This is a genomic window from Bradyrhizobium sp. Arg237L (assembly GCF_029990105.1).
Classification (GTDB): domain Bacteria; phylum Pseudomonadota; class Alphaproteobacteria; order Rhizobiales; family Xanthobacteraceae; genus Bradyrhizobium.
Window position 1 is genome coordinate 110,657 of sequence record NZ_JAQMIL010000014.1, and the last position, 26,099, is coordinate 136,755.

A 26,099-nucleotide genomic window follows, 5' to 3' on the forward strand; every position below is an offset into this window, starting at 1 on the left:
GGCTCCCTGCCCCATGAAATAGTTCCGGCTCTCGCCGAGGTCTGCGGACCGCCACGCGGAAAACAGCAAAAAATCCGGAAAGCGGATGATCCAGAGGAAGCCCATCCAATATGCCTATCGTTCTCGATCCCGATGCCGCCGCCGTCTTCAAGGCCTTTCAGGAGGCCGGCCGGCCCGCTTACGAAACGCTGACCGCCCCGGAAGCGCGTGCGTATTATTCGCAGGCCCGCTTTGTCAGCAATCCCGAGCCGCCGGAGCTGGCACAGGTCGAACCGCTGTTGATCCCCGCGCCCCACGGCACGATCCCGGCGCGGGTCTACAGGCCCAAGAAGCTGCGCCAGAAGGACGGGCTGTCGCCGGCGCTGGTGTTCTTCCACGGCGGTGGCTGGGTGATCGGCGATCTCGACACCCATGATGTGGTCTGCCGGAAGCTTGCCGATGAAGGCGAGCTGATCGTGATCTCCGTCGACTATCGTCTCGCGCCCGAGCACAAATTCCCTGCGGCCGTCGACGATGCCATCGCCGCAACGAAATGGGTGGCGGCAAACGCGAGGCAGCTCGGCATCGACGCGGCGCGCCTTTGCGTCGGCGGTGACAGCGCCGGCGGCAATCTCGCCGCGGTCGTGTCGATCGCTGCGCGCGACGGCAATGCTCCTGCGATCGCGGGACAAGTGCTGATCTATCCGGCGGTCGATTTCGCGATGACGCATCCCTCGCACAGCGAGCCCGAAACCAGCATCCTGCTCACGCACTCCGTCATCCGCTGGTTTCGCGATCACTATCTTGGCGGCGCCGCCGACGCGCATGATTGGCGCGCTTCGCCGGCTCGGGCGACGACCCTGATTGGCCTGCCGCCGGCCTATGTGCTGACCGCCGGCGCCGATCCCTTGCGCGATGAAGGCGACGAATATGCCGAACGCCTCAAGGCAGCCGGAGTGCCCGTGACCTACAAGCACTTTCCCGGCCAGTTCCATGGCTTCTTCACCATGGGCAAATTGCTCAACCAGGCCAATGTTGCAGCGACCGATATCGGCGCGTGGCTGAGGCAGCTCAACGCGTAACCGAACGGGCGACCGCTCAAGGTAACTAAGTTCACGCAGGGGAAACCGGTCGATGTTCATTCGACTTTAATGTTCGCCATCAGGCGCAAGCCAACACCTTTAATGACCCGCAATGGCAACTCAACATCCTTGGCCTTGAGCTTGGCGCGGAGGCGAGTGAGAGCGGCGTCCAGGGCACGGCTTTCTGGGTCTGGCTCAATATCTCCAAAGAGTCCGGCGATCTCTTCGCGCGATACCGTGATATTCGGGCGGGTTGCCAAGTAGTCAAGCAACACCAGCTCTCGGCCGGATAGCCTGACAAATCGTCCCGCTGGGTCATGGAGCGTCTGGCGGGCTCGATCGAGACGTAACGTGCTGCTGGAATTCCCAACGGCACGATTAACCTGCTGTCTGCCGCGTCGTGCGAGATTCTCGATGGCCAGCGCCAATTCCTCACTATCGACGGGCTTGGTGAAGTAGAGATGCGCGCCATCGCCATATCCGCGCAAGCGATCCTCTCGTTCCTTGCGCGCGGTCAGCATGATGATGCCCATGTCCTCACGCGCCGAAAGTTCGGCCGCGAGATCAAATCCACTTGTGTCCGGCAAGTTGATGTCAAGCACGGCGACGTCAAAGCGCGCTTGACGCAGCGCTCTGTAAAATTCGATGCCGGAAGCCGCCTCGGTCACCCGCATACCGCGAAGGCGCAGATAATCCGCGATACTCTGGCGAAACTCGCTGTGGTCTTCCACAAGCAGGATGCTGACGTTCTGGGAGACGATCGGCCTCTCGGATTCCCGTATGAATGAATTCTCAGTCATCATAAAGAACTAGACCAGGAGTGGTGAAGAAGATTCTACGATGTTAGCAGCAGTGCTATTGCTATTTGCCCCAGCCAAAACAATAACAATTTTGACGAACGCTGCACGAGAGCGGTGGACGGCTCCCGTTCGGCGTGGCACGCGCCATTGCCTCTCGCTGTGGCTGTCAGTGCTGACATTTTGCATTCTCTCCGTCAGCGCGGAAGCTGCTTCCCACCTTCCAGCTATCGGGGGGAACGTGGCCGTGCTGACTGATCCTTCATCGACTCTGACGCTGCAGGACGTCCTGACGCCGGCCCGCCAAACGGAATTCCGTCCCGTTTCCGGCCAGAACATCAACTTTGGCTACATCGGTCATGCCGCATGGCTCCGACTGACCTTACCCGCCCCGGTCAATGCCGAAGGCATTCTATCCCTCACACCGAACTTTATTGACACGATCGACATCTACGTCGCCAAGCCAGGTACTGGATCCTCCAAGAACGACTTTACCCTCCATGAGGCGGGCGATCATCGGCCACTCCCGCACGATAGCTTTTCCGGGCTGGACAATGCGGTACGGCTCGAGTTCGCCGCGGGCGAAAAGACCATTGTCTATATCCGCCTGCTGAATACCAACTCGTCCACCCAGCTGAATCTGAGACTCGAAACAGTCCAGGGCCATACGCGGTCGGCCGCCCTCGTCGGCGGAATCTATGGCGCCTGGTTCGGTGGCATGAGCGTGTTGTTCGTCATTCACCTCGTGTTCTTTTGCTTCGACCGCAAAAGGCAATATCTGCTCGTGGCCCTCAGCACACTTGGTGTGATGTTGGTCTACGCGGGCAATCTCGGGCTCAGTCATGTGTTATTGTTCCGTGGCACCGGGTGGGCCAACGATCTCTTTCTAGGCTTCAACGCCTGGATGGGGTTGGCATTTAGCGCTCTCGCCTGTTCGAGCCTGCTTGATCTGCGAAGAAAATCGATCTGGCTTCACGGGCTTTACCTCGCCTACGCCGCCATAGGGATAGTGGGCATCGGATTCGCGTTCGCGGGACGCAACCTCGTCTTCGGTCCTATCGGCTCGTCGGTGAGCATGCTGGCCGGAATCGTCAACTTCCTTTTAGGCTTGTGGTACCTGAACGAAGACGGGGCGGTCAGTCGACTTCGAGCTGCCGCATTCACGGCCATCGCCCTAGGCCTTCTCATCACCCTTCGAGACCGATTGGGCTTCGACCTGATGCCGGAATGGAGTTATCACGCCTACGGCGTTTCGGGTCTGATTATGACGATTCTGCTCACTGGCTCGCTGGCGGTGTGGCTACGAAAGGCCGAAGCCCTCTCACTCGCGCAAGCGGCCGAGAGGCGCGTCGCGGAGGAAGCCCTGCAAGCTGAAATGCAGTCGCAATTCCGGCAGGTCCGCTTTCTGGAAGTCATATCACACCAGTATCGCGCATCTCTCGCGGCGATCCGCTCCAGCGTCGACAGCCTCGGCCTTTCACTGGCAAAGAGTGATAAGGCGAACCATGACCGCATCATGCGCATACGACGCTCGGTAGCGCAATTGGTGGAAGTTCTTGAGACCAATCTCGCACGCAGCCGCCTGCAGGGGCCTGCCTTTCGAGCTCGCCTCGCGCCGGCAACTGCCAGGTCCATTGTCGTCGCCGCACATCAACGCAGCCGCGACCTGCTGACAGGTCCGGAGATCGACCTTCATATTGCGCCCGATGCCGCCGATATCAAACTCGCTGCTGATACGGATATGCTCGAACTCGCAATCCTCAACGTGTTGGAGAATGCCGTCAAATATGCCGCCCTGAAGGGTGCCTCCCCGATCGCGTTATCGCTCGATAAGACGACGGATGGCATCGCGATAACCGTAACCGATCATGGCATAGGTATTCCGGAGCGTGATCTCCCCCATGTGTTCGAGAATTCCGTGCGCGGCTCGAATGCGAAGGGGACCGACGGTTCAGGGCTTGGCCTCTTCCTCGTCGCCAAGATTGCAACTGCGCATGGCGGTTCGGCCACCGTACAAAGCCGAGAATGCGAAGGCACCACCGTACGAATCACTTTGCCCGCCCGCGGGGCCTGAGCGAAGTTCAGTGCATCTCGAGCCCGATGCCACCTGACCATTGCGTCGGTGTGAATCTACTCCGTCGCGAGTGTTGTGAATTCGCCACGGTTTTCGTTGCGTTCCGTTTCGTTTCGCTACCAACGTTACGATTGGTTTCTAAGGTTTTCCTGGGGCTTCCGCTATTTTCCCCCAATGCGGCTCGGGCTTGCGCATTGCGCGCGAGAGGCAGCTCAGGCGCAGGACTTGGGGGCAAAGAGTGGGCGCGAAGTATCCGGCGGAATTGCGCGACGATGACGCGTTGCGGGCAAGGCGCGCTGGGGTTGGCGCGCGCGCATTATTCGTCGCGCTTATTCTTACGGTTTTCGCCATGTGCGGGCAGGCTCATGCACTGTCGGCGGGATGTAGCGCTGTTGCAGGCGGCGCGCTGAGCGGAAGCAGTCAAAGCATTACATACGGCCCAGCTACGTTCGAAGCGGGAGAAACAATATCGTTTGTCAACAACTCAACTCTCTACACCAACACAATTCTAGCGAACCTTACGACAAGCGATTCAATAAATACGCCATCGACTACGGGAAGTTTGGCTATCAACTCCTCAGGGAGTCAGACGTTCAATTTGTACACGGGCGTCAGTGTGGGGCCCGCTATAATTGACGTTCGTGCCATGTGCAGCGGCCCAGCTCCGGCGCCACTCACCCTCTCGCCTGCTGCCGGCCAAATAACTGGGGGAACTGTGGGAGATGCTTACAGTCTAGCCCTTGGTGCCTCGGGTGGGACCGGCTCGTACACCTTCGCGGTCACCTCGGGATCACTCCCGGATGGCTTGACGCTCAACGCAGCTTCCGGCGCCATCACCGGGACACCGACACGCACAATCAGCCGGCTGATTTTTACGGTAACCGTCACCGACAGCGCTGCTAGTACTGCATCTGCGACCTATCAGATCTCGATCGGTGCCGATATCACGCTGCCGGCTGCGACCGTCGGCGTGGCCTATGAGCCCCAGCGGATGTCTACTGACGGACAACCCACTCCGATCTCGGGGAGCATCCCTCCGGGGATGACTCTAACGCAAGAGAGTGCGGTGAGGGTCGTTCTGGGCGGCACTCCACAACAGGCCGGGACCTACATTTTCACTTTCTTGAGTGGGGTTCGCTACACGCTCGTTGTGAACCCGCCTGCTAATCTGACGCTCTCTCCTGCCGCGGGAGCGCTGACAGGCGGCACGACCGGCATCGCCTATAGCCAGACCGTGACAGCCTCGGGCGGGACCGCGCCCTATACCTATGCGGTCACCTCCGGTTCGCTACCAAGCGGTTTGCTGCTCGATCCGTCTACCGGAAAGGTCAGCGGTACCCCGACGACCGTGGGCAGTTCTGGCTTCACCATCACCGCGACCGACGCCAATAGAGCTACCGGCTCGGCGGCCTACACGCTGACGATCTCCGCGCCCGGCGCCGTTTCGCTCTCGCCTTCGGCGGGAGCACTGGCCGGCGGTACGATTGGCGTTGCCTACAGCCAGACCGTCACCGCATCCGGCGGAACAGCGCCCTATGGCTATGCCGTCACGTCCGGTTCGCTTCCGGGCGGCCTGTCGCTCGATCCGTCCACCGGAAAAATCAGCGGTACTCCGACGGCGACAAGCAATTCCAGCTTCACCGTCACAGCTACGGATGCCAACAGGATTACCGGGTCGGCAGGTTATACGATCGCCATTTCGGCGTCGGCTGCGTCGTTCGCGTTTACGCCTCCTGCCGGCAGCCTGCCGGAAGCCATGGCGGGCGAGGAATACAGGCAGCCAATATCCGCCAAGGGTGGCGCCGCCCCGTTCATCTACAGCGTCGCTTCAGGCGCTCTCCCAAAAGGTATGACCCTGAACATCTCGACCGGTGAACTTACCGGGCCGCTTGCGCCCACTGCCGGGCCGGCCAATTACACATTCACACTCCAAGTTCAGGATGGCCATGGTGCGATCGGTACGGCCGCATACAGCCTGAAGGTCAATGCACAGAAAGTCACCGTCACCGACCAGGTGATCGATGTGCCGGCCGGTTCGACGCCCGGGGACGTCAATCTCAATCGCGGCGCAACCGGAGGGCCGTTTACGTCAGCGGATATCGTTTCCGTTGAACCCGCCAATGCTGGAAGCGCCAAGATTACCCGCGGTCAACTGGCGCAAGCGGGCCCGGCGCCGCCAACAGGCTGGTACCTCCGGTTCAAACCCGATCCTGCCTATTCTGGCCAAGTGCGCGTGGGATTTCGTCTGACGAGCGCGCTCGGAGTCTCCAACACAGGAACCGTCACCTACAAGCTGAGTCACGATGCGCAGAAGGTGGCCCGGGATATTGATGCCCTGGTCCACGGCTTCGTACAGACCCGCCAGAACATGATCTCTTCCACGATCAGCGTTCCGGGCTTGATGGAGCGCCAGCAGATGGGACGAGACAAGGATCCCGTCACGGCACGCGTACTGCCGTCGGAAAGTGGATTGACGCTCAACTTCGCCACCAGCCTCGCGCAGATGCAAGGTGCTCGCGACACCAAGTCTGGCGCTTCCGCGGCAGCATCCTTGCCTTTCAATCTCTGGATCAATGGCGCGATGCTGGCCCACAATCGCACTGAAAATGACGGCAAGTGGGGCAGTTTCGCCATGGTCAATCTCGGAGCGGATTACCTGTTGACGGAAAAAGCTCTTGTTGGATTTTCGTTCCACTTTGACCGGATGATCGATCCGAGCAAGGAAGATACCAAACTCACCGGCAATGGCTGGCTCGCAGGCCCATACGCGTCGTTCGAACTCGGCAAGGGCGTGTTCTGGGACACGAGCCTGCGTTATGGCGGCTCCGCGAACAATATCGACACGAGATTCTGGAACGGAACATTCGACACGAAGCGGTGGATGATCGACTCCTCGGTCAAGGGGCAATGGAATCTCGACAAGGTGACCGTGCTGACGCCGAGGTTGCGAGCCGTCTACTTCTCGGAAAGAGTCGAAGACTATGTGGTGAGCAACAGCGCGAGGGATCAAATAGCGATCAGTGGCTTTGACGCGCGCCAACTCCGCGTCAGTGTCGGCGCAGAAATCGCGCGATCCTACTTGCTCGGCAACGGTTCGATCCTCACGCCGAAGGTTGGAGGGACGGGTGGCTATTCCGGCCTCGATGGTTCTGGTGTGTTCGGCACTTTCACCGCAGGTGTTTCCCTGAAGACTCAAGACCAATGGACGCTCGACGCGGGACTTCTCTACAATGTCGAAGGGCGGGGTCAGTCATCCGTCGGTGGGAAGCTGGGGCTTGGGGCGAAGTTCTGATCGTGCTGCCGGATCACGCGGCCCGGTACCCACTTCGCTCGAAAACGCTCTAACTAACCCGCCCTCGCCGCACGCCGCAGCGATTGCGGCGGCTGGCCGAAGGCGCGGATGAAGGCGCGGCGCATCCGCTCGGGATCGCGAAAGCCGGTCGCCTCTGCGACGCGCTCGATGGCCTCGACGGAGGACTGCACGCGCTGCCGCGCCACCTCGATGCGCAGGCGTTCCACCGCTTTCGATGGCGTCGTGCCGGTCTCCGCGACGAAGGCGCGGGTGAAGTGGCGCGAGCTCATGCCGGCCTTCTCCGCCAAGTCCTCGACCGTCAGCGGCGCATCGAGATGCTCGCGCGCCCAGGCGAGCAACGGGCCGAAGCGGCCGTTTGAAGCCTTCAACTCCAATAGCGAGGAGAATTGCGACTGGCCGCCGCTGCGGCGGTGATAGAGCACGAGATGCCGCGCGGTCTTTTGCGCGATCTCCTCGCCATAGTCCTCGGTGATCATCGCCAGCGCCAGGTCGATCCCGGCGCTGATCCCGGCCGAAGTCCAGATGTTGTCGTCGCGGGTGAAGATGCGATCCGGCTCGAGCTTCACTTTCGGATAGGCGGAAACGAAATGCTTGGTCCGCTGCCAATGCGTGGTGGCGCGGCGGCCGTCGAGCAGGCCGGCTTCGGCGAGGATATAGGCGCCCGAGCAGACGCTCGCGATGCGGACACCGCGCTTGGCCAGCATGCGCACGAACGCCAGCGTCTTTGCGCACCTCGCCGCCGTACGCACCCCCTCGCCGCCCGCGACGATCAGGGTCGTGATCGCCGCCGACGGTCGCAGCCCTCGCGCGAACATCTCGGCGCCCGAGGACGAACGCACGGGCCCCGGCGTCACCGCGATCACCTTCAACGCGGGCGGATTGTCGGCAGAGCGCGCGGCGATCTCGAAGGCCGAGATCGGGCCGGCGGCATCCAGCAATTGAAACTCAGGGAAGATGAGCACGCCGATCATCAGACCTTCTCCTATCGGTCTCCAAAACGGAGGATTGTCCTGAAATGAGGGAATTATGCCATTTTGGACATGAGGCCACCATGCCATTGTGTCGCGGTCAACCGATATTGAGGCGCTCCCATGTCCACCCCGCTACAGATCGGACTTCTGGTGTTTCCAAAGGTGACGCAGCTCGACCTTACCGGTCCGCTGCAGGTGTTCTCCTCCGTGCCCGGGGCCAAAGTGCATGTGGTGTGGAAACGGATCGAGCCGGTGCCGAGCGATACCGCGCTGGCGCTGATGCCGACGGTCAGCTTTGCCGACTGCCCGCAACTCGACGTGATCTGCGTCCCCGGCGGCATGGGCGCCGACGACATGGTCAACGACGAGGAGATGCTCGCCTTCCTGCGCAAGCAGGCGGAGGGCGCGAAGTACATCACCTCGGTCTGCACGGGCTCGCTGGTGCTCGGCGCCGCCGGTCTGCTCAAAGGTTATCGCGCCGCGACGCACTGGTCGGCGATCGATTTCCTTGGCGCGTTCGGCGCGATCCCGGCGCGAACGCGGGTCTGCATCGACCGCAACCGCATCACCGGCGGCGGCGTCACCGCCGGCATCGATTTCGCGCTGACACTGGTGTCGGAGCTGGTCGACCGCAGGACGGCGGAAGCCATCCAGCTTCGGCTCGAATACAATCCGAAGCCGCCGTTCAACGCCGGCTCGCCGGACACTGCGCCGGCCGAAATCCTCGCCTTCATGAAAGAGAAGATGGCATCGTCACAGGCGCGCCGCGGCGAGATGATCGCCCGCGCCGCGGCACGGCTCGCATAAATTTCAACGCAAAGAAAAAGGCCGCCAGGTTTCCCGGGCGGCCTTTCCTGTCTTACGGTGGCCTCACATTAACGGGCGATTTCAGGACGTCTGCACCGGGGGCCTATGTCCCGGCCGCATCCCACTCGGAGGCCGCTGCTCATCGGGGCAGTCGCGATTCTGGAGCCCGATCCGACGCGGTGGTCATCCACCTCCGTAAGATGACCGTATTGAGCTCCAATCGCGCGTGACGCGCAAGAAGGCCGTACTGCCCGTCCCCGTTGTTACCGTTGTTCACAGGCGCGCGTGCGCTGCACGCGCAATTGCGCGCTCGCACAACGTACGAATGAGGTTGATTCAGCTCGCGGGTGTCCAGGGCTGATAGTCGCCGGTCGCCTTTGGGCGGCGGCCGCTCGCCAGCGTCGAGCCGGACGGACGATACGCCGCCGGCGTGCCCGTCATGTTCGGCACATGCGGCTTTTCCCATTCCCGCGGCGTGTACTTCTCTTCGGTCGGTGGCATGTCGACCACGTGATGCAACCAGCCGTGCCATGACGGCGGCACCCGCGAGGCTTCGGCGTAGCCGTTATAGATCACCCAGCGGCGCTCGAAATGCAGGACCGGATCGATCTTGCCGCCACGGGTGCGATAGTAGCGATTGCCCTGCTCGTCCGTACCGACGAGTTCGCCGAATCGCCAAGTCCAGAGCTGCGTGCCAAAGGTCTGGCCGTTCCACCACGTGAAGATTTTGAGCAGGAATTGTTTCATGAAGCGCCGGCCGGTTCGGGATCGTTGGGCTGTGATGCCATCCGCGGATCGAATTGTCCAGATTGCCGCACGTGTTGTGCCCCAGGGCGGAACAACACGGTGTAGTGTTGGCGGCCAATTGTCGCGGAATTTCGTCTAACCCGTTCATTCGCCATACAGTTCCTATCTGAGAGGTTGAGGCCCTGCGCAGCAAGGTGGCGCGAGGCTCGGGAACACCGGCCCCTGGAAAGGGTTGGGTCATGTCCCGCAGATGGAGTCCCAATGATGATCAATCTCAAGATTTTAGGCACCGCCGCGGCGTTCGCGCTGGCGCTGCCGCTCGTGGTGCCGAGCGAAGGTTTTGCGCAGGGTACCAAGTTCTCGGCCGGGCGGGGCGGCGGCGGCGGAGCGGCCATTGGAGGCGGTGGAGGTGGATTCCGCGGAGGCGGCTTTGCCGGCGGAGGCGGCGGCTTCCGGGGTGGCGGCTTTGCCGGCGGCGGCGGTGGCTTCCGAGGCGGCAGCTATGCCGGCGGTGGCGGTGGCTACCGAGGCGGCGCCTTTGCCGGCGGCGGAGCCGGCCTCGGCACCAAGTTCGCGGGCGCCCCCGCCTTCCGCGGCGGCGCGGTTGCTAATCCTGGTTGGAGCGGCGGCCGGCCCGGGTGGAGCGGAGGGTATCGGCCCGGCTGGCGCGGCGGCTATGGTCACCGCGGCTACGGAGTTTGGCCTGGTGTTGCTGCTGGCGCCGTGATCGGCGGCGCGCTCGCGTCGAGCGCCTATTACGACGACTATTATGGCGGCTATGGATACGGAGCGGGCTACGACGACGGCTACTACGATGACAGCGCTGCGGTTGCGGTCGCGCCTGGCGGCGGTGACGTCGCCTACTGCCAGCAGCGCTACAAGTCCTACGACCCGGCGTCGGGCACCTATCTTGGCTATGACGGTCAGCGTCATCCCTGCCCCTGACCGGCTGATACCTCTTGCGTGAAAAAGGGCGGCGAAAGCCGCCCTTTTTTGTTGAGAGGTCGCCTTCAGTTTCGCGAACGTGAATTAGCTCGCAAGCGAATCTCATATGCACGGCATCTTGCAGACGTGCTATCGCGCTTCCGCCTTAATCAACGAGTCGGCCGTGCGGGTCGGCATCTGCAGATATCATCTCAACAAAAGGATCCGTCGTGCCGCGCGTTCTCGTGGTCGATGATGACCCCATGGTGTGCGCCGCCATCGAGGTCTGTCTGAAGCGCAAGGGTTTTGATGTCACCGTCGCCGACGGCGGCGAGGCCGGGATGGTCGCGCTCGAGGATCGAGGCTTCGATGTGATGCTGATCGATGTCTTCATGCCGCATATGAGCGGCTTCGAATCGATCCGGATCTTTCATGAGCGCGCGCCCGACATCCCGATCATCGCGATGTCCGGCTACGCCTTCGCCAACGCCGAGCGAGCGCCGGATTTCCTGCGCATGACCCTCGAACTCGGCGCCGCGCGCTGCCTGCGCAAGCCATTCACACCGGAGGCGCTGATCACCACCGTCAACGAATGCCTCGCTCAATCAGCGGCATCGTCCCGCCTCTTGAAGTAACGACACAAGGCGGTCGAGCAGCTAGAGCATGATCCGGAAAAGTGGACACCGGTTTTCCGAAAAGATCATGCTCAAGCAAAAAGATAGAGCGGGGTGATGATTCGAAGAAAAATCATCACGCTCTAGGACCGTGTGGCCAGCACGACCGCGGCGAGCGTGAAGATGAGCGCTGCGACCTGCGTCGGCCCGAGCGGCTCGCCCAGCGCGATTGCGGACGCCACCACGCCAATCACGGGGACCGCCATGGTGCCGATCGCCGCGATCGAGGCCGGCAACCGCCTGAGCGCGGCGAACCAGCTCACATAGGCGATGCAGAACTGGATCAGGATTGAATAGACGAGCAGCCACCAGCCGAGTGTCGTCACGCGATCAAGATGCGAGGTCTCGATGAGAAGACCGACCACGGCCACCGGCAGGCAGCCGAGCCCAATCTGCCAGGCCGCCGCCGGGATCGGCTCCATCTTCAACGGCAATTTCTTCGCGAGCACCGCGCCGAGCGCAAAGCCGAAGGCGCCGATAATCGCCATGATGATACCCGGCAGCTTTTCGCGGCTCGCAGCAATTCCGTTGCTGCCCATGATGGCGGCGAGCCCGGCAAACGCCATCAGCAGCGCGATCGTGCGGAGCAGCGTCGGCCGTTCGCCAAGCACCGGCCAGGCCAGCAACGAGGCCCAGACCGGCATGGTGTAGGCGATCAGCGCGGCTTCGCTGGCCGGCAGCCAGAGCAGCGCGAGCCCCATCAGCACCATCCAGCCGGTGACGTTCAGTAGCGACGCCAGCATCAAGCGCAGCCACATCGCGCGCCCGACCGACAGGCTCTGCCCGCGAACGACCGCAAGCAGGGCCAGCAGCACGGCCCCGACCACGCCGGTCGCGCCGCGCAGCGTCAGCGGTGGCAGCTCGCTCAGCAGGTACTTCGTCACCGGCCAGTTGAAGCCCCAGCCCACCGAAGTGACGGCGAGGAACAAGAAGCCCGCAGGCGCGAGTCGGCCGCGCGCGGTCGGTTTTGATTCTGTCATGGAGCCCGGCAGGGAATGGAATCGGCGGCGACCATGCCTTCGATTTGGGCGGCGGACCACGGGCCCGCCAGCATGCCTGCCCGTAGTTTCTCCGTAAGCTCACGTGAGTCTTCGGAATTCAATCCATCAGGCGCCAAAAATACCTGCCCTGTGAAAAGCGGGCGAAGCCGTTGTTCTACAGCACCCATGAGATTTTTTTCTCTTGGGAATCCCTGAGGACTCACTGATACTTGGCCGGATCACAGGCGCGGCATGTCCCCTGTTTTCTTCCCTTTTCCACCATATTTAGTATTTGATTCAGGAACTCGTACTAATCCTTGACGGGCGTCACGGACTTGGCCTAGCTTTCTTTTTGTTCGGCGCGAGTGTGTTTCGGGTCCCCGCCGGTCGCTCCCAGAAGGGTCCAGAACGACCACTCCGTCAGCCGAACAGGCTGCGGGTGAAGGGCTTTGCTGCCCGCGATTTCGGAAATTCCTCCCGGAATTTCCCGGGCATTTTGGGACGCTAATAACGGGCCGGAAGAGGCCCATTGGTGACCTGTCGCGTTACGAGTTTTGAGGCGTTGAACGCATGACCCGAACGGTCCGCCTGGGCCGGTCAGGGACATGCCGTCGCCGGATCGGTGCCAGCCGATACCGGCGATCGAGAGAAACAGGCCGGTCCACCGGCTGAGCTTGCGGGGCTCTGGCCCCCCACCCTTTGGACGGAAGGATGGGACCAGAGGCTCGCTCTAGGAATAACATTTCCGGATCACCCCTGCGGCAATGGGGGCCGGGCAGAAGACGGGGCACGACGCATGCTTATCGAACGGCGCAACACCACGGCCGGACAATCTCCCTACGCCGGGATCAATTTCAGGCTGACCACGTCTGAGATCCGCAATCCCGATGGCTCCATCGTGTTCCGTGCGGAGAATGTCGAGGTGCCCGAGTTCTGGTCGCAGGTCGCCTCCGACGTGCTCGCCCAGAAATATTTCCGTAAAGCCGGCGTCGCTGCGCGCCTGAAGAAGGTCGAGGAGGAGACTGTCCCTGCCTTCCTGTGGCGCTCGGTGCCCGACACCGAGGCGCTGGCGCTGTTGCCTGAGAGCGAGCGCTATGTCGGCGAGACCTCGGCCAAGCAGGTGTTCGATCGCCTCGCCGGCTGCTGGACCTATTGGGGCTGGAAGGGCGGCTACTTCTCTTCCGACGAGGACGCGCAGGCCTTCTTCGACGAGATCCGCTATCAGCTCGCAAAACAGATGGTGGCGCCGAACTCGCCGCAATGGTTCAACACCGGCCTGCACTGGGCCTATGGCATCGATGGCCCCGGCCAGGGCCACTATTACGTCGACTACAAGACCGGCAAGCTGACCAAGTCCAAGTCCGCTTACGAGCATCCGCAGCCGCACGCCTGCTTCATCCAGGGCATCGAGGACGACCTCGTCAACGACGGCGGCATCATGGACCTCTGGGTGCGCGAGGCGCGCCTGTTCAAATACGGCTCCGGTACCGGCTCGAACTTCTCGCGCCTGCGCGGCGAAGGTGAGAGGCTGTCCGGCGGCGGCCGCTCGTCGGGCCTGATGAGCTTCCTCAAGATCGGCGACCGCGCCGCCGGCGCGATCAAGTCCGGCGGCACCACGCGCCGCGCCGCCAAGATGGTCGTGGTCGACATCGATCACCCCGACATCGAGACCTATATCGATTGGAAGGTGAAGGAGGAGCAGAAGGTCGCCGCCCTCGTCACCGGCTCCAAGATCAACCAGAAGCACCTGAAGGCGGTGCTGAAGGCCTGCGTCAACTGCGAAGGTTCGGGCGACGACTGCTTCGATCCCGAAAAGAACCCTGCCCTGCGCCGCGAGATCAAGCTCGCGCGCCGCGCCATGGTGCCCGATAACTACATCAAGCGGGTGATCCAGTTCGCCAGGCAAGGCTACAAGGACATCCAGTTCGACGTTTACGACACCGACTGGGATTCGGAGGCCTATCTCACCGTCTCCGGCCAGAACTCCAACAACTCGGTGTCGCTGAAGGATGATTTCCTGCGCGCCGTCGAGACCGACGGCGACTGGAACCTGATCGCTCGTACCAACAGGAAGGTGACGAAGACGCTGAAGGCGCGCGATCTCTGGGAGAAGATCGGCTACGCCGCCTGGGCCAGCGCCGATCCGGGCCTGCACTTCAACACCACGATGAACGACTGGCACACCTGCAAGGCGTCCGGCGACATCCGCGCGTCCAATCCGTGCTCGGAATACATGTTCCTGGACGACACCGCCTGCAACCTGGCGTCCGCGAACCTGCTCACCTTTTACAGCACCACGACCAAGCGCTTCGACATCGAGTCCTACGAGCATCTGTGCCGGCTCTGGACCATCGTGCTCGAGATTTCCGTGCTGATGGCGCAATTCCCGTCGAAGGCGATCGCCGAGCTCTCCTACGAATTCCGCACGCTGGGCCTCGGCTTCGCCAATATCGGCGGCCTCCTGATGACCATGGGCCTGCCCTATGACTCCAAGGAAGGCCGCGCGCTCTGCGGCGCGCTGACCGCCGTGATGACCGGCATCGCCTACAAGACGTCGGCCGAGATGGCGGCCGAGCTCGGCACCTTCCCCGGCTACAAGAAGAACGCGGCCCACATGCTGCGGGTGATCCGCAACCACCGCCGCGCCGCCCACGGCAACGCGGCCGGCTATGAGGCGCTCGCGGTCAACCCGGTGCCGCTCGACCACGCCTCCTGCCCGCAAGCCGACATCGTCACGCATGCGACCAGGGCCTGGGACGATGCGCTCGCCCTCGGCGAGACCAACGGCTATCGCAACGCCCAGACCACCGTGGTGGCGCCGACCGGCACGATCGGCCTCGTCATGGATTGCGACACCACCGGCATCGAGCCCGATTTCGCGCTGGTGAAGTTCAAGAAGCTCGCCGGCGGCGGCTACTTCAAGATCATCAACCAGGCGGTGCCCGCCGCGCTGCGCGCGCTCGGCTATCGCGAGAGCGAGATCGCGGAGATCGAGGCTTACGCCGTCGGCCACGGCTCGCTGTCCAACGCGCCGGGCATCAATGCCTCCACGCTGAAAGCCAAGGGCTTCACCGACGAGGCGATTGCGAAGGTCGAGAAGGCGCTGCCGACTGCCTTCGACATCAAGTTCGCCTTCAACAAGTGGACCTTTGGCGAGGACTTCATCCGCGAGACGCTCGGCATCGGCGCGGAGGCGATCGCCACCCCCGGCTTCGACCTGCTGTCGGCGATCGGCTTCTCCAAGCGCGAGATCGAGGCGGCGAACGTCCACATCTGCGGCGCGATGACGGTGGAAGGCGCCCCGCATCTAAAGGCCGAGCACTATCCGGTGTTCGACTGTGCCAACCCCTGCGGCAAGATCGGCAAGCGCTATCTCTCTGTCGAGAGCCACATCCGCATGATGGCGGCAGCGCAGCCGTTCATCTCGGGCGCGATCTCCAAGACCATCAACATGCCGAACGACGCCACGGTCGAGGACTGCAAGTCCGCCTACCTGTTGTCCTGGAAGCTGGCGCTGAAGGCCAACGCGCTCTACCGCGACGGCTCGAAACTGTCGCAACCGCTCAACTCGCAGCTCATCTCTGATGATGAGGACGAGGACGATGCGGTGGAGGCGCTCTACGAGAAGCCGATGGCTGCGCGCGCCGCGCAGGTGTCCGAGAAGATCGTCGAGAAGCTGGTCGAGCGCATCGTCGTGATGCGCGAGCGCGAGAAGATGCCCGACCGCCGCAAGGGCTACACCCAGAAGGCGGTGGTCGGCGGCCACAAGGTCTATCTCCGTACCGGCGAATATGACGACGGCCGCCTCGGCGAGATCTTCATCGACATGCACAAGGAAGGCGCCGCGCTCCGCTCCTTCATCAACAACTTCGCGATCGCGGTCTCGCTCGGCCTGCAATACGGCGTGCCGCTCGATGAATATGTCGACGCGTTCACCTTCACCCGCTTCGAGCCGGCGGGCCCGGTGCAGGGCAACGACTCCATCAAGTATGCGACCTCGATCCTCGACTATGTCTTCCGCGAGCTCGCGGTGAGCTATCTCGCCCGCTTCGACCTCGCCCATGTCGATCCCAACGAGAGCGGCTTCGACGCGCTCGGCAAGGGCGTCGAGGAAGGCAAGGACCCGGAGGGCCCGCAGCACCAGGCGACGAAGTACCTCTCACGCGGCCTCACCCGCTCGCGAACCGACAACCTCGTCGTCATGCGCGGCGGCTCGACCGCCGTCAGCCAGACCGCCGACAACGCCCCCGCCGGCGGCTCCCGCGTCACCGCCCTCTCCTCGCAAGGCGCGTCCCGCGTCTCCGACACCCTCGAAGGCGCGGTCGCGCTGAAGCAGGAAACCGAGCACGACCTCTCGCCGGCGGAGAAGGTTGGCACCGTGCACTGGAGCAAGGCCGGCACCGCGGTTGCGGTAGCGCCGACGAAGGCCGAACGCCGCGCGGAAGCGAAGGCCAAGGGCTACGAGGGCGAGATGTGCTCGGAATGCGGCAACTTCACGCTGGTGCGGAATGGGACTTGTATGAAGTGCGATACGTGTGGAAGTACGACGGGGTGTTCGTGATTACGCAATGATGATCGTCATGCCCGGGCTTGACCCGGGCATCCACGAAGGGCGGCCGAGGGGCCGCCCTAACTTTATCAGGATGGTCGATGGATAAAGTCTACCAAGTATTCGTAAGCTCGACGTACGCGGATCTCGCAGACGAGCGTCGACATGTGAGCGAAACACTTGCAAAGGCCGGCTACATCCCAGCAGGAATGGAGTTGTTTCCTGCTACTGATCAACAACAACTGGAGTTCATCAAACGGGTTATCGATCGCTGCGACTACTATGTCGTGATCGTCGGTGGGCGATACGGATCACTGGCGGACGACAACATCAGCTTCACTGAAAAGGAGTATGAATATGCAGTCGAGAGGAGCATTCCGGTTCTAGCTTTTCTGCACCGACATCCTGAAAAAATTGAAGTCGGAAAGACCGACCGAAGTGAAAAGCAAGCAAGGAAGCTCGCGGCTTTCCGGGATCGAGTGTCGCGAGGGCGCATTGTTGATTTTTGGAGCGAACCGCACGAACTGTGTACAAAAGTGGTCGTCGCCGTAGCACAATCCGTTAACCTGTCTCCAGGCATTGGATGGATTCGAGGAGATCAGGCGGTAGACCCCAAGGTATTACAAGAACTTGAGCGACTACGCCTTGAGACGACCGAACTACGAGAGAAACTTGCCCGAGCGACCGCCTCCGACGTTGCATTCCCATCGGATATCGCAGGCCCAGATGAACTATTTGTGTGCGATCTTATTATGAAGACATATGAAACGGGAGGAGCTGGGCAACGAAAAGTAGTGAACGAGCAAACCGTTCAAGTCACACCAACTTTGCGCGACGTGTTCATCTCTTTATCAGAGGCGATTCTAATGGAGCGAAGCGAATGGGCTTTGCGCGAACATGCGGGCCATGCTGTCGCAAAGCTGTCCGGCATAACGATCGAGAAGAACATCGTGTACGAGTTCGATCAGAATATAGTTCGCAGCATGCGATATCAGCTTGAGGCTCTTGGTCTGATCGAGGCAATCGGTCGCCCCTCTAGTAGCGGCACAACCAGCATCTATTGGACCATGACCGACAAAGGTCGAAAGTATTCGTCACACGCGTTAGCCAAGAGAGCCACAGCCTCTGACATTGTAGAGAAAGATTAGCGCAGCCCGTAGGGCGGATTAGGCCTAATCCGCCGCACGCTCTCCGTACGTCAGCGGGTTACGCTTCGCTAACCCACCCCACACTGGCTAATAACACCTCGTCTTGTACGATATCTACTATAGGCAAGTGGATCGCACTGGCTCAATCGTTTCGAACCGGCCGATAGTAAATCAGGGCTACCCCGAGTTGATCACCCGGTACACATCCAGCAGGCTCTGATCTGCTGACAAAACGTCAAAAATCTTCGGCGATCTCACGTACGGCAATTCTCGAACTTTGACCTGCTCGAAAGAGGCAAGCGTTAGGCCAACGCTGGAAATCATTCTGCTCTGATCTTCCGGCTCAAATATCAACGACCGCAGGAAAACAACATCGCCTCTCGAAGTAACAAAACGAGCCAAATCCGGCCTTTCATCTGCGGACTCTGCGCGAAACTTTCGAGCCCACTCACTAGACGGCACCACAAAAACACATTGTCCTTCGGATTTGAGCGCATCTCTTATATTGCGCCAAGCTGCGGGCGAATTATAGGGATCACCCAACACAGCAAAAATCCAATCAAACTCGGAGCTCCCAAACGGCTCTCGATTGATGTCGAGCTTCCGCCTCTCAAATGTCGATGGGTTCTGGTCAAGCATTGCTACCGATTCATCGATCAACACCAGATGGTCGGTCTGGAAATTCGCGATCAGCGACCTTCCACAACCAAGATCGGCGACGCGGCCCTTTGGGCTTAATTTTGCAAAGAGACTACTCAAGTAGATGCACGAGGCTAGCCGAAAGTCGGCACATGTGGGATGAAGGCTCTCGTCGTAGTATTCACGGGCCACAAGATCATAGGTCAACGGATCAGCGGCTTCTGAAGATTTGTATCCGAGGGAACTGACTGACTTCACGACTAATCTCCAGAAGGCTCACAGCAAGGTCCGATTCTTGAACTGCTCGACCTATTTCATTCCGTGATGCCGCCCCGTCGAACGCATTCTTCACCTTCGAATCAAAGAATACCAAGCCTGGCGGCTTGTCACCTCGCTCGATACGGATTGCTCCGTAGGATTGATAAGGTCGTATTCGAGCGGCTTCATCTAGCGTAAGCCCCCACCGCCTTGCGATAAATTTCTCGAGCTCCCGAACATCCGAAATATCTTTAATGAGAGCTCTGTCTTCAGCAGAAATTAGCTCTCCTTCGATTTCTGCGACGCCCGATCTCCATACTCGTCCGATGATGCCATAACGGATGGAAAATGCACGCCCGGATTTGTCCTTCGTTACCTGTTCGCCACGTTTGTCATAGTACTCAACAAGCTGGTACAATCGATCATCAAACACGAGATCCGGAATGTGCACGGTTAGTCTGAAATCCTCGGGACACGTGTCCCCAACAATTCGCGCAACCTCGGAAGACAGATTTCCCACTAGGGCATCGATTTTGTGTCGTTTTCTTATTTGGACGACATAGTCTTTTGCAGCAACGTAGGCCTCTTCGATTTCTTTATTGGTCCTTCCCGCCGTCTTTCGGGCATCGCTTAACTCTTTCCTAAAGGTGTCGGTCGCCGTTCCATCGATCTTAATGACGCCAGGCACTTCAAGCTTCAGCGATGAAAGCAGTTCTCGTACCCTATCCGGTCCCCACACTATCAGGCCGAAAGCGAGCGCGATGACGATCGGCCAAGGAAAGAGAGACTTAACAATTTCCCCTACGAACACTATGAGCGGCACAACGGTCCAAGAGAAGGTGTCCCTGATCAAGACCCGCAATGAGACGCTCTCAAATCCATGAGGAACTTCTAGCGCAACGAAAATGATGGAAAGAAGCAATATCGCTGTCAGCAGCGAGAATGCTGCGCAAAGAGCACAGTGGCCAGCCGTGCAAAAGCTCGACGACGTGCCGCTCGCCTTGCCCTGGCGCTCATTTGATTCGTACGAAGACATCGCCCCTCACCCCAAGGGCGAATTTGGACCGTGCTGCAGACCGGGTCAAGTGGCTCAAGTTCGCCTCGAGCGTGTAGCTCACCCGACATATCGTCGGGTTGGGCTTTGCAAACCCCTGCTTGCATGTCGCCGCTCACCCACCCTCAGCACGTCGCCGGCTTACGCCTAGTCGACGCGGTCAGCAGAGCGTGAAGGGATGGAGCGTCGGGTGCTGGCGTTGCCGTTGACGGCCGCAAAAGGCAAGTCGGTCATCTCGGTCCTGAACCAGTAGAAGTGTATCGGGCGCAGAACCGTAGGGCAGATTGGCGAAGCGTAATCCGCCGCTCACCCGCAGCATCTCGGCGGGTTACGCTTCGCTAGCTAACCCGCCCTGCGCACTGAGGCTCGGTCCCAGGGAACCCCTCTGCGTCGGAGGCGTTGAAGCGACGGGCGCGCGGAAGCCGTATCACGACCTCATCGTCGCTTCGGCAAGACAGGAGAGCGCGATGAAACGAATGCTCATCCTTGCGGTCCCTCTGTGGCTTGGCGTGTCTGCCGCCGCTCACGCGCAGGTGAGTTCGTCGGTGGGCACGCAGCCGACCCCTCAGGTCAGTGCTCAAACCGGCGCGCAGGTCAACTCCCCGACCAACGCGGCGAGCACGGTGACCGGCGCGATCGTGCCGTCCGGCCAGGGAGTGACCGGGGCAACGGGAGGAAGCTTCAGTACCGGTGCGCCCGTGGCGGTGCCTTGTCCGGCCGGCGTATCGCTGAGCGCCAATCTGACGGCGTTCGGCTGCGCGTCCGATCCGCTCGGCGCCCCAACCTACCAGATTCCGGCGGAGGCAGGGGCTACCGCGGCGATAACGGGACCAGTGGGCGGCATTGGCGCCAACACGCAAACCGTCACGCCCAACGCCACGTCGGGCGCGGGTGGCGCTGGCGGCGGTGCCTCATCGAGCTCGCGCTGTCTGGGCGCGATACCGTCAACGGCCGGCAACGCCGGCACAGCCGATCTCTTCGGCGGCATCGGCGGATGCTAGGCGCGTTCTCATAAACCGGATTTCTGTAAGCAGCCCGCAGGGGTGGATTAGCCGAAGGCATAATCCGCCGCCCACTCTTCGTAGGTCGGCAGGTTACGCTTCGCTAACCCGCCTTACGCTCGCATAGCCGCTGACGGCCGCAAAAGGCAAGTCGATCACCCCGGTCCTGAACCACTACAAGTAAATCGGGTGCAGTCCTGGTAAACACCCCGACACTCGAACGATGGCAACTGTTTCAGATGACGGCAGTCGCGATACCGCGCACGACAGCTATTCACGCATTGCTGCTTGGCGGTCTGAGCGGCTGCCAATGTATCAGTGACGAGATCGGAATCGCGCGCATTGAGTCTTCCAATACTCAAGGACAGAGGCACTGCCAGCAGCGCGCAGATGACGGCAAACGACTGCTTGGTGCATTTCACGGCGCAGCTCCCACCTGGGTCGAAAACCGATCAATTTCGGAGCGATGTTGCAGATTATCATTTTCCTGTCGCCGTGGCGCGTGGCAACTACGTCACGGTTAGCGCGCAGGGCGGATAGCTAATCTGCCTGCGCGCTCTACCGCTGGCGTTGTGCCAGATAGAATCCGGACAGCACCAGGACCAGCCCCGTCGCCTGCAGCGCGGTTGGAGGTTCGCCGAGCAGGAGCCAGCCGACGAGCAGGGTCAGCGCCGGCACCATCGCCGGGAAGACGGCGGCGCGGGCGACGCCGAGAAGCTGGATCGAGAATGCGAACAGATACAGCGCCGCGGGGCCGGCCAAAATCCCCTGCCCCAGGGCCTGCAGCGCGTTTTCGCCGAGACCCAGCGCCACCACGCGGCCGAGCCCGCCGGATGCCGCATAGACCGGCAGCAGCAAGAGCGACAGCACGCTGATGACGGTGGCCGCGGAGAAGGCGGAGACGCGCCAATGGCGCAGCAGCGTGGCGAAGGCCGCGAACATCAATCCGGTCAGGACGAAGATCAGGTCGCCCAGCACGCCGTGGGGCCCGATATGGCCGATCGATTCAGCCCCGATCACGGCAAGGCCGCCGACGATGACGACCGCCCCGAACACCCGCGAAAACGAAATCCGCTCCTTCAGCAAAATGGTGGCGAGAAACAGGCCGCCGAGCGTCGCGCAGGAAGGCTGGATGACGCTGCCATGCCCCAGCGGCACGAACAGGAAGCCGGTATAGCTGATGATCGACATCACGGGTCCGCCGAGCACCATCAGCACCAATCCGCGGCCCCATCCGATGCCGCAGAGATTGCCTATTCCGGCGCGAAGCACGGGCGGCAGGAACGCGATGCCCGACCACACGTAGCGATGCATCAGCAGGTCCGCGGGCGTGAATCCGACTTTCAGCCCGTGTCGTGTCGAGACGAAGCCGAGCGCCCAGCACAACGCCGCGCCAAGGCCGCAGGCGACCCCAAGCAAGGCCGGTTTCGCATCCGATTTTTGGGTTGGAGCATTGTCGCCGATGGTCGGCTTGGTCATCGCCGACGCTTACGTCAGCCGCCACAGCGGATCAACCCACGGCCATGCAAGGCTGACTGGCGCATGGGCCGATTGGCGCCCCCTGCCATCGTCATTGCGAGGGGCGCAGCGACCAGGGAAGCCATGCCTCCGCTTGCGCCGCTGTCAGTCGCTTCGCGGAGCCTGTCATCGGGCGGCGCTACGCGCCGATCCGGCGGCTCGCAAGGACGATGTGGCGCAAACAACTGCGGCAAAACAACCCGACGGGCAAATCACCAAAAGTCTGTCCAGCCCTGCCACAAAAAACATTCCGCTTCCGTCGTCGGGCAAATCAATGATTTAACTCCGCGCGTCTCACCCGATGAGAGGGGCGTTGCGCAACGTCACGAACGCGCGGTGAGATGCGGTGGACGCGACGGCTCGCGAAAGACGAGCGCGGTTGTTCGCGGACGATGAAGTCGCGTGGTCCTGGCGCCCCGACGCTGGCGCTAAGTCCTTTCGGGATGGAAACATCGCTGAGGGCGACGGTGGCAAGAAAGCCCGGTCACCGGGGAGAGCGCGAAGTAAGTCGTAAACCACTGCGCAGGGAAAGCCGGGATTGCTTCGGTTGACCTGTGGTCCTACCCCCGTGCTTTTTGTTGCACGGGGCCCACGGGTGCAACCGGCACCCGGCTTTCCCTGCGCCCTCTACATCGAAAGAGGGTAAACGAAAACGCAGACCTCGGGCATCTTGTGCCGCGGGAACGCGGACTCGTATCGCATGCGCTGTTTGACAATCGAATCGAAACATGTCGCCCGCAGGGCAGGATTAGCGCTCTGATCCTGGGGTTGCGCATATCCTGTGCCGACGTTGCCGCTGACGGCCGCAAAAGGCAAGTCGATCATCCCGGTCCTGAACCGCTACAAGTAAATCGGGTGCAGTCCTGGTAGACACCCCGACACTCGAACGATGGTAGCTGTTTCAGATGACGGCAGTCGCGATATCGCGCACGACAGCTATTCACGCATTGCTGCTTGGCGGTCCGAGCGGCGGCCAATGTAGCAGTGGCGAGATCGGACTCGCGCGCATTGAGTGTGCCAATACTCAAGGACAGAGGCACTGCCAGGAGTGCGCAGACGACGGCAAACGACGGCTTGGTGCATTTCATGGCTCAGCTCTCGTTTGGGGCGCGCGGGTCGTTGCGTGGCCGGTCCGCTTGCCGGACGCGGTGCAGATGAAGCGAGCGTCAACGTCGGACAGCCGGATCTCGTCCGACAAGCCGTTCGCGTTGAGCCCGCCGCGCGGGGCTTCTTTATGTCAACACGATCTCAGTGCGGCGGCGGCCAGCGGCCTGGCTGCGTGTAGAAAAAGGCAAAGCGCGGGTTGGTCCCGCAATACGAGAACGTGCCGGACGCGCTCGCCGCGCATTGTTCGTAGGTCCAGAAGTGGCAAAGGCCCGGAAGGCCCCAGTCCTTTCCCTGCAGGCAGTAAGGATAGTCCTGCGCGGCGGCTGGCGAGATTGCTCCCGCCGCTGCTGGAACGGCAATGGACAGGGCGAATATGAGACGTCGCATGAGATGCCTCCTGAGATTGGTGCCTGGTTCGACGGAGGAAGTCGTTCTTGCGATATTGCCGAGAAGCGGCGCGATCGATTTCGAACCAATCGAGCACAGGCCCGAAGGTGCGCACCAGGGAAGAAAGCAGTTGCGATCCGTCAGGGCGCCCAGCCAGCATGGGCCCACTGGGAACGGCGCGCTATGCGGATTCGGCATCTGCGCAGCTCAACGGTCGCTTGCGAAGCCGTCAGATCGTAGTTCATCGGCGGGTTACACGGAGCCTGTCAGTTGCGCGAAGCGCGGACCCGGAAAAACGCTCTACGAAGCACCGCTGCATCCCTATACCGCGGCGCTGATGGCCGTCATTCCTGTCATGGCCCCCGGCGAGCGCCACGACCTCTGGTTTCAATATCGCATCCGACCAAAGCCCAATTGTAACGGCGCTAGGTCGAGACGGATATTGCTATCGCTGTCGCCGGAAAGCCTGCCCCGGAGGGGAAAGAAGAAAGGATATTCGGATGATGCCAGATACCGCCGTCGTGTTCGCGAGTATCATCCTGCTGCTTCCGATGCTGTATTTGCTGCTGGCGGCCCCCGCCTTTCTGCTGGTGAGGCTGGACATCCTGCCTGTTGCCCGGCTGATGCGCGCCATGTTCAATGGCTATTTCGTGACGTTGGCCGGGGCCGGTGTCATCGGGGCGATAGCCGTTGCCGTGACCGGTCATCTGGTTTTAGCCATTGGCATTGGCTTGATTGCGGCTTTCGCGGCCTCGTCGCGCCGCTGGTTCTTGCGGCAGATGGATGCCCGGATTAGTGACAGAAACGCCGGCGATGCCGACGCCGTGCGCCGGCTGCGACAGCTCCACTGGGGCGGCATGTTGAGCAATGCGATCCAGCTTGTCGTCGTCGTGGCCAGCATTCCTTACATCACTGTCGCTCGACTTAACTAGCGGAAGCGGCCGGCCGAGGTCGCCTTAAATTCTCCCTCATGCCCGCCTTGTCTTGATCGACACGGCGGCGAGAACTATCCTCCCGATAATCTCGGACTGCCGCACTCATTCCGTTGCTGCAAGACTGAATGGAGAGCGCATCGGTGGCTGATACGGACGACCCGAAGCCGGACGAACCGCAGGGCATGCCGCGCGCCGATGGCGAGCTGGCCCGGGCCTATGAACGGATCAAGAGTGCCGGCGAAGACCTTACGCGGCTCGACCGATTGGTCTCCGGATTGGAGCGCGGCGGCGACAGCCCAAAGACCCGGCAGGAAGAAGCCGGCACGGAGCGGAGCGACGCTACCGTGAACGAGACGCCAACGCCGGAGAACCAGGCTCGCCAGCCAGGCGCGAGACGGAGCCGGCCCCTGCTGCGAGCCCTCGGCGGCCTTCTGTTGGCGCTGGGCATCGCTGGTGCGGCGCTCGCCGCGCGATATGGCAACGAGACCAAGGCGATCATGGCGCGATGGACGCCGCACGTCTCGGCACCGCCTCCAGAGGCGGCAGAGCGTCGCGATCCGGCGAAATCGCTGGTTGTCCAGGTAGCAGATGCGGCTGAACAGCCTTCCGCGCCCGCACCCCCCAAGGAAGCGCCGGCGCCTTCGAACCCCAAGGAAACGAAAGACGCTCCGCCAGCCGGCGCCACCACATCCGCCGCCCCGGCATCCGTCGATGTGGCGCAATCGCTCAAGACCATCGCGCAGGGCCTTGTGAGCATTAACAATAAGCTCGAGCAATTAAAGAGCAGTCACGAACAAACGCTTCGCGAGCATGCCGACTCTATTCAACAGCTCAAGACGGCTCAGGAGCAGAATGCCCGAGACAGCGCGCGCATCGCCGAGCAGATACAGGCGCTGCAAGGGCAGCTCGCCACCCTGTCCGCGAAACCCTCCGCGCCGACCGTGAAGAAAGAGAACAATGTGGCCGCGCGCCCGCACGGGCCCGCCGCAATCGAACCTCGGCGGCCCAGACGGCCGCCAGCGCCTTGGATGCCCCCGCCGTATACGGTCGACCCCTATGACGATCCCTATTGGTGAGCCGCAGCCCGTAGGGCGGGTTGGCCGAAGGCGTAATCCGCCGCTCACTCCAGCGCGTCGGCGGGTTACGCTGCGGCAA

Annotated in this window: 19 protein-coding genes; 11 read left to right on the forward strand and 8 right to left on the reverse strand. The window is 61.6% G+C overall.

Annotation, left to right across the window (positions count from 1 at the left end; translation table 11 throughout):
• The first annotated feature begins 110 nt into the window (after positions 1 to 110).
• Positions 111 to 1,061, forward strand: coding sequence for an alpha/beta hydrolase (locus OZ411_RS11310; RefSeq protein ID WP_282527987.1), 951 nt, complete (start codon positions 111 to 113; stop codon positions 1,059 to 1,061).
• Positions 1,062 to 1,117: 56 nt separating this feature from the next.
• On the opposite strand, the gene OZ411_RS11315 is transcribed toward OZ411_RS11310, so the two are convergent.
• Positions 1,118 to 1,861, reverse strand: coding sequence for a response regulator transcription factor (locus OZ411_RS11315; protein ID WP_282527988.1), 744 nt, complete (start codon positions 1,859 to 1,861; stop codon positions 1,118 to 1,120).
• A 238-nt stretch (positions 1,862 to 2,099) separates the two neighbouring features.
• On the opposite strand from OZ411_RS11315, the gene OZ411_RS11320 reads away from it, so the two are divergent.
• Both OZ411_RS11320 and OZ411_RS11325 read left to right on the forward strand, forming a co-directional pair.
• A complete protein-coding gene (locus tag OZ411_RS11320) occupies positions 2,100 to 3,932 on the forward strand; it encodes a sensor histidine kinase (RefSeq protein ID WP_282527989.1) in 1,833 nt (610 codons plus the stop codon).
• Positions 3,933 to 4,578: 646 nt separating this feature from the next.
• Positions 4,579 to 7,224: a putative Ig domain-containing protein gene (locus OZ411_RS11325; protein ID WP_282528018.1), complete on the forward strand. Its 2,646-nt coding sequence runs from the start codon at positions 4,579 to 4,581 to the stop codon at positions 7,222 to 7,224.
• A 53-nt stretch (positions 7,225 to 7,277) separates the two neighbouring features.
• On the opposite strand, the gene OZ411_RS11330 is transcribed toward OZ411_RS11325, so the two are convergent.
• The gene (locus OZ411_RS11330; RefSeq protein WP_282527990.1) at positions 7,278 to 8,216 is read right to left on the reverse strand and encodes a GlxA family transcriptional regulator; all 939 of its coding nucleotides are present in this window, start codon (positions 8,214 to 8,216) and stop codon (positions 7,278 to 7,280) included.
• A gap of 120 nt (positions 8,217 to 8,336) precedes the next feature.
• Here OZ411_RS11330 and OZ411_RS11335 point away from each other — a divergent pair, with 120 nt between their 5' ends.
• Positions 8,337 to 9,023 (forward strand): DJ-1/PfpI family protein, encoded by a 687-nt coding sequence (locus tag OZ411_RS11335; RefSeq protein ID WP_282527991.1) that lies wholly within the window; start codon positions 8,337 to 8,339, stop codon positions 9,021 to 9,023.
• Positions 9,024 to 9,359: 336 nt separating this feature from the next.
• Here OZ411_RS11335 and OZ411_RS11340 read toward each other — a convergent pair whose 3' ends face one another.
• A complete protein-coding gene (locus tag OZ411_RS11340) occupies positions 9,360 to 9,770 on the reverse strand; it encodes an NADH:ubiquinone oxidoreductase subunit NDUFA12 (RefSeq protein ID WP_282527992.1) in 411 nt (136 codons plus the stop codon).
• A gap of 261 nt (positions 9,771 to 10,031) precedes the next feature.
• On the opposite strand from OZ411_RS11340, the gene OZ411_RS11345 reads away from it, so the two are divergent.
• Positions 10,032 to 10,715 (forward strand): BA14K family protein, encoded by a 684-nt coding sequence (locus OZ411_RS11345; protein ID WP_349016997.1) that lies wholly within the window; start codon positions 10,032 to 10,034, stop codon positions 10,713 to 10,715.
• Positions 10,716 to 10,924: 209 nt separating this feature from the next.
• Positions 10,925 to 11,329 (forward strand): response regulator, encoded by a 405-nt coding sequence (locus tag OZ411_RS11350; RefSeq protein WP_282527993.1) that lies wholly within the window; start codon positions 10,925 to 10,927, stop codon positions 11,327 to 11,329.
• 122 nt (positions 11,330 to 11,451) lie between these two features.
• Here OZ411_RS11350 and OZ411_RS11355 read toward each other — a convergent pair whose 3' ends face one another.
• Complete coding sequence (locus tag OZ411_RS11355) at positions 11,452 to 12,348, reverse strand: DMT family transporter (RefSeq protein ID WP_282527994.1); 897 nt, start codon at positions 12,346 to 12,348, stop codon at positions 11,452 to 11,454.
• A 796-nt stretch (positions 12,349 to 13,144) separates the two neighbouring features.
• On the opposite strand from OZ411_RS11355, the gene OZ411_RS11360 reads away from it, so the two are divergent.
• Both OZ411_RS11360 and OZ411_RS11365 read left to right on the forward strand, forming a co-directional pair.
• Positions 13,145 to 16,909 carry a vitamin B12-dependent ribonucleotide reductase gene (locus tag OZ411_RS11360; RefSeq protein ID WP_282527995.1) on the forward strand — a complete coding sequence of 1,255 codons (3,765 nt, stop codon included), beginning with the start codon at positions 13,145 to 13,147 and terminating at the stop codon, positions 16,907 to 16,909.
• An 89-nt stretch (positions 16,910 to 16,998) separates the two neighbouring features.
• Positions 16,999 to 18,045: a DUF4062 domain-containing protein gene (locus tag OZ411_RS11365; protein ID WP_282527996.1), complete on the forward strand. Its 1,047-nt coding sequence runs from the start codon at positions 16,999 to 17,001 to the stop codon at positions 18,043 to 18,045.
• A 177-nt stretch (positions 18,046 to 18,222) separates the two neighbouring features.
• On the opposite strand, the gene OZ411_RS11370 is transcribed toward OZ411_RS11365, so the two are convergent.
• Positions 18,223 to 18,942: a class I SAM-dependent methyltransferase gene (locus OZ411_RS11370; protein WP_282527997.1), complete on the reverse strand. Its 720-nt coding sequence runs from the start codon at positions 18,940 to 18,942 to the stop codon at positions 18,223 to 18,225.
• Positions 18,896 to 19,978, reverse strand: coding sequence for a hypothetical protein (locus OZ411_RS11375; protein ID WP_282527998.1), 1,083 nt, complete (start codon positions 19,976 to 19,978; stop codon positions 18,896 to 18,898). Before OZ411_RS11375 ends, OZ411_RS11370 begins: the two co-directional genes overlap by 47 nt.
• 485 nt (positions 19,979 to 20,463) lie before the next feature.
• Here OZ411_RS11375 and OZ411_RS11380 point away from each other — a divergent pair, with 485 nt between their 5' ends.
• Complete coding sequence (locus OZ411_RS11380; RefSeq protein ID WP_282527999.1) at positions 20,464 to 20,997, forward strand: hypothetical protein; 534 nt, start codon at positions 20,464 to 20,466, stop codon at positions 20,995 to 20,997.
• Positions 20,998 to 21,555: 558 nt separating this feature from the next.
• Here OZ411_RS11380 and OZ411_RS11385 read toward each other — a convergent pair.
• Positions 21,556 to 22,476, reverse strand: coding sequence for a DMT family transporter (locus OZ411_RS11385; protein WP_282528000.1), 921 nt, complete (start codon positions 22,474 to 22,476; stop codon positions 21,556 to 21,558).
• A gap of 1,287 nt (positions 22,477 to 23,763) precedes the next feature.
• The gene (locus OZ411_RS11390; protein ID WP_282528001.1) at positions 23,764 to 24,009 is read right to left on the reverse strand and encodes a DUF3551 domain-containing protein; all 246 of its coding nucleotides are present in this window, start codon (positions 24,007 to 24,009) and stop codon (positions 23,764 to 23,766) included.
• Positions 24,010 to 24,512: 503 nt separating this feature from the next.
• Between OZ411_RS11390 and OZ411_RS11395 the strand changes: the two genes are divergently transcribed.
• Positions 24,513 to 24,941: a hypothetical protein gene (locus OZ411_RS11395; RefSeq protein WP_282528020.1), complete on the forward strand. Its 429-nt coding sequence runs from the start codon at positions 24,513 to 24,515 to the stop codon at positions 24,939 to 24,941.
• 143 nt (positions 24,942 to 25,084) lie between these two features.
• Positions 25,085 to 26,020 carry a hypothetical protein gene (locus tag OZ411_RS11400; RefSeq protein ID WP_282528002.1) on the forward strand — a complete coding sequence of 312 codons (936 nt, stop codon included), beginning with the start codon at positions 25,085 to 25,087 and terminating at the stop codon, positions 26,018 to 26,020.
• Positions 26,021 to 26,099 lie beyond the last annotated feature (79 nt).

Excerpts from the sequence above, each read along its gene's own strand:
- OZ411_RS11310 (WP_282527987.1), top strand. The coding sequence starts at position 111 with ATGCCTATCGTTCTCGATCCCGATGCCGCCGCCGTCTTCAAGGCCTTT.
- OZ411_RS11315 (WP_282527988.1), bottom strand. The coding sequence starts at position 1,861 with ATGACTGAGAATTCATTCATACGGGAATCCGAGAGGCCGATCGTCTCC.
- OZ411_RS11325 (WP_282528018.1), top strand. The coding sequence starts at position 4,579 with ATGTGCAGCGGCCCAGCTCCGGCGCCACTCACCCTCTCGCCTGCTGCC.
- OZ411_RS11330 (WP_282527990.1), bottom strand. The coding sequence starts at position 8,216 with ATGATCGGCGTGCTCATCTTCCCTGAGTTTCAATTGCTGGATGCCGCC.
- OZ411_RS11335 (WP_282527991.1), top strand. The coding sequence starts at position 8,337 with ATGTCCACCCCGCTACAGATCGGACTTCTGGTGTTTCCAAAGGTGACG.
- OZ411_RS11340 (WP_282527992.1), bottom strand. The coding sequence starts at position 9,770 with ATGAAACAATTCCTGCTCAAAATCTTCACGTGGTGGAACGGCCAGACC.
- OZ411_RS11345 (WP_349016997.1), top strand. The coding sequence starts at position 10,032 with ATGATGATCAATCTCAAGATTTTAGGCACCGCCGCGGCGTTCGCGCTG.
- OZ411_RS11355 (WP_282527994.1), bottom strand. The coding sequence starts at position 12,348 with ATGACAGAATCAAAACCGACCGCGCGCGGCCGACTCGCGCCTGCGGGC.
- OZ411_RS11360 (WP_282527995.1), top strand. The coding sequence starts at position 13,145 with ATGCTTATCGAACGGCGCAACACCACGGCCGGACAATCTCCCTACGCC.
- OZ411_RS11365 (WP_282527996.1), top strand. The coding sequence starts at position 16,999 with ATGGATAAAGTCTACCAAGTATTCGTAAGCTCGACGTACGCGGATCTC.
- OZ411_RS11375 (WP_282527998.1), bottom strand. The coding sequence starts at position 19,978 with ATGTCTTCGTACGAATCAAATGAGCGCCAGGGCAAGGCGAGCGGCACG.
- OZ411_RS11380 (WP_282527999.1), top strand. The coding sequence starts at position 20,464 with ATGAAACGAATGCTCATCCTTGCGGTCCCTCTGTGGCTTGGCGTGTCT.
- OZ411_RS11385 (WP_282528000.1), bottom strand. The coding sequence starts at position 22,476 with ATGACCAAGCCGACCATCGGCGACAATGCTCCAACCCAAAAATCGGAT.
- OZ411_RS11390 (WP_282528001.1), bottom strand. The coding sequence starts at position 24,009 with ATGCGACGTCTCATATTCGCCCTGTCCATTGCCGTTCCAGCAGCGGCG.
- OZ411_RS11395 (WP_282528020.1), top strand. The coding sequence starts at position 24,513 with ATGCCAGATACCGCCGTCGTGTTCGCGAGTATCATCCTGCTGCTTCCG.